3 protein-coding genes are annotated in these 3183 nt (G+C 64.2%); 1 reads left to right on the top strand and 2 read right to left on the bottom strand.

The window, feature by feature from the left end; translation table 11 throughout:
• Positions 1-1361, bottom strand: a 1361-nt coding sequence (locus PHE40_RS08300; RefSeq protein WP_299960681.1) for a glutamate--cysteine ligase, incomplete at its 3' end; no start/stop codon positions are given.
• Between the two features lie 14 nt (positions 1362-1375).
• On the bottom strand, positions 1376-2080 hold the full coding sequence (locus tag PHE40_RS08295; RefSeq protein ID WP_299960679.1) for a 16S rRNA (uracil(1498)-N(3))-methyltransferase: 705 nt from the start codon (positions 2078-2080) through the stop codon (positions 1376-1378).
• A 19-nt stretch (positions 2081-2099) separates the two neighbouring features.
• Here PHE40_RS08295 and ubiA point away from each other — a divergent pair, with 19 nt between their 5' ends.
• On the top strand, positions 2100-3002 hold the full coding sequence (ubiA, locus tag PHE40_RS08290; protein WP_299960677.1) for a 4-hydroxybenzoate octaprenyltransferase: 903 nt from the start codon (positions 2100-2102) through the stop codon (positions 3000-3002).
• The last annotated feature ends 181 nt before the right edge of the window (positions 3003-3183 follow it).

Below are 3183 nucleotides of genomic sequence, written 5' to 3'. Positions count from 1 at the left end.
GCTTCGGCGAAAATCCGGGTGATGTCGCCGTTCCAAGCGCCGTGGTAGCGCTCCAGCCAGTGCTCAGCCTGGGTTGGCGCGCCGGCGGCGATTTCAGCCAGCGGCGCCAGATAAGGCTCTTCATCCTCTCCGGCGGCGTTTTTACGGGCGCGGTTCTTCAGCCCGTCACGGGCGATTGCCACCACCTCGCGCGCGAGGTCGCGCAGGGTGCCCTTGCCGTACCCGGTGTTGATGCCGCTTACCGGCACGGCCGCGCGCAGGGCCAGGATATCCGCGTAGGAGAGGGGCTGCACCAGCGCCACGGCGGCAGCTAGGGCGGCGGGATCGTAGAAAATCCCGGTCCAGAGCGCCGATTGCGCCAGCATCATATCCGGCCGGCCAGAGTCGGCGCCGCGGGTTTCGATGTATTTCTTCAGGCGGACATCGGGGAAGGCGGTGGTGCTGTGATCGGCGAAATCGCCCAAAGTTGCGCGAACGCCGGGCAGGGCGGGCAGCTTGCCTGCCATGAAGTCACGGAAGGAGGCGCCGGCGGCGTCGATGAATTCGCCGTCGCGGTAGACGAAGTACATCGGCACATCGAGCAGCCAGTTGGCATAGGCCTCAAAGCCGAATCCGGGATCGAACACCACGGCGGGGATGCCCGAGCGGGCGTTGTCGGTATCGGTCCACACCTGGGCGCGGTTGGAGAGCAGCCCGTTGGGCTTGCCCTCATAGAACGGTGAATTGGCGAACAGCGCCGTGGCCAAAGGCTGCAGGGCGCTGGCGACGCGCATTTTGCTCACCATGTTGGCCTCGGAGCAGAAGTCCAGGTTCACCTGCACGGTGCAGGTGCGCAGCATCATGTCCAGCCCGCGGGTGCCGACCTTGGGCATGTAGGCGCGCATGATTTTGTAGCGGCCCTTGGGCATGAAGGGCATGTCCGCGCGGGTGGCGGTGGGGTGGAAGCCCAGCGGCGCGAAGCCGAGGCCAAGCCCGGGGGCGATGGCGCGCAGCCGGGCGATGTGGGCATCAAGCTCCGCCTTGGTGGCGTGCAGATCCGCCTGCATGGCGCCGGAAAGCTCGAACTGGCCGCCCGGCTCCAGCGAGAGCGAGGCGCCGCCCTCACCCTTCAGGCCGATGGTATTGCCATGGTCGAGGATCGGGCTCAGCCCCCCGCCCGCCAGGAAGGCCGCGAGCAGCTCCTTTATGCCGCCCTTCTGCTCATAGTTCGGCGGCGCGAGGTTGCTCAGGCCGAAGCCGAAGGCCTCATGCTCGGTGCCAATGGTCCATTGCGCCGGCGGCTTGGCGCCTGCGGAAAAATAAGCCGCCAGATCGCGGATATCGGTAATCGGCCGGTCATCGGCGTCTCCGGGGTTCGACAAACGTAAGCTCCCTTTTATGCTTCCGCCGCGAGCAGGAGTGCGAGCCCTGCAATAGCGGCGGTTTCGGCCCGCAGGATGCGGCGTCCCAATGATACGCGTGTAACAAGGGGTGTCCGTGCGATACCTTCAAGCTCCGCATCGGTAAAGCCACCCTCGGGGCCGATCATCAGCGCGCTGGGGCCGGGGCTGGGGGCGAGCAGGGCGGCGCTGCGGCGCTCATCGGCGATGAACAGGCGGCGTTCGGGCCAGTTGGCCATGAGTTTTTCCACATGCAGGGGTGCGCGGACCTCGGGCACGATCAGCCGTTCACATTGTTCGGCGGCCTCGGTTGCGATGGCGCGCAGGCGTTCAAGGTTCACATGGTCCGCCTGGGTGCGCGCGGTGAGAATCGGCTGGATGACGCTGGCGCCGAGTTCGGTCGCCTTTTCCACCACGAGGTCGGTTTTCTGGCGTTTCAGCAGCGCGAAGCAGAGCCAGCAGTCAGGTTCGGGCGCGGGCGCACGGGTTTGCGCCGACACCTCCAGCGCCACCGCCTTGCGCGAAATTTTTGTGACAGAGGCGCGCCACTCACCGGCGATGGCGTTGAAGAGGCGCAAGGTGTCACCCGGGGCCAGCCGCATGACATTGGCGAGGTAGTGGGACTGGGCCTCCGGCAGCAGGATTTGCGCCGCTTCATGCAGCGGGGACTCGGTATACAGGCGAATTGACGTGGTGCTCATGGCGGGCACATTAACACCCATGAACGGATTTACCGATATACGCGCCGGCGGCTGGGTCAGCCGCTTGCCGCCCTCGATGCGCCCCTATGCGATTCTCGCCCGGTTTGACCGGCCGATCGGCGCCTGGCTGCTGTTTTTGCCCGGATTATGGTCGATTATTCTGGCCGCGCGCGGCGTGGGTGTGGCGCTGTGGCTGTTGTTGCTGTTCGCGCTTGGCGCCGTGGTGATGCGCGGGGCGGGCTGCGTGGTGAATGATTTATGGGACCGCAGGATGGACGCGCAGGTGGAGCGCACCCGCACCCGGCCACTGGCCTCGGGCGCGCTCAAACCCCTCGACGCGCTGGTGTTCCTGGTTCTGCTCGGCGCGGTCGGGTTGCTGATTCTGAGCCAGTTGGATTTCCCCGCGCGGATCCTCGGCGTTATCAGCCTGGCGCCGGTGATCATTTATCCGTTGGCCAAGCGGGTGACGTGGTGGCCGCAGGTGGTGCTGGGCTTCACCTTCGGCTGGGCAGCCCCCATGGGCTATGCCGCCGCGAGCGGGGGGTTTTGGTCTTGGTCATCGCTCTGCCTCTATGCCGCCGCGATTCTGTGGATTCTGGGGTATGATACCATCTACGCGCATCAGGACCGTGAGGACGACGCGCTGATCGGCGTGAAATCCACCGCCCGGTTGTTCGCGCATAACACGCGCGGGCTGTTGTGGGTGTGTTACGGCGGCATGATCGCGCTGCTGGCCCTGGCGATGGCGCTGGCGGGGCTCAACATCTATGGCGTTCTGCTGCTGGCCCTGCCGGCGGCGCTGCTGCTTCGCCAGATCATGCAACTCGATATCAACGACCCCGCGCTGTGCCTGCAATTGTTCAAATCCAACCGCGAGGTTGGGCTGGCAATCGGGCTGGCGATGCTCGTGGGGCGGTTTTAGAAATACCGCGTAAAAACATAACAGCAGATCAAAATTGCAACTGCAATGCTAGTGGATAAAATCCGACATTTGAGTCCAATTTAGGCCCGGATTTCCCGGATGAACTTTGATTTTCTGGTGCGATATCGCCGAATCTGCTATAGCTTTCAGCATGTTAGGGTCTGTTGATAAATAATTGAAT

The organism is Acidocella sp. (genome assembly GCF_028687955.1).
Taxonomy (GTDB): domain Bacteria; phylum Pseudomonadota; class Alphaproteobacteria; order Acetobacterales; family Acetobacteraceae; genus Acidocella.
This window is presented reverse-complemented; position numbering and strand designations above follow the sequence as displayed.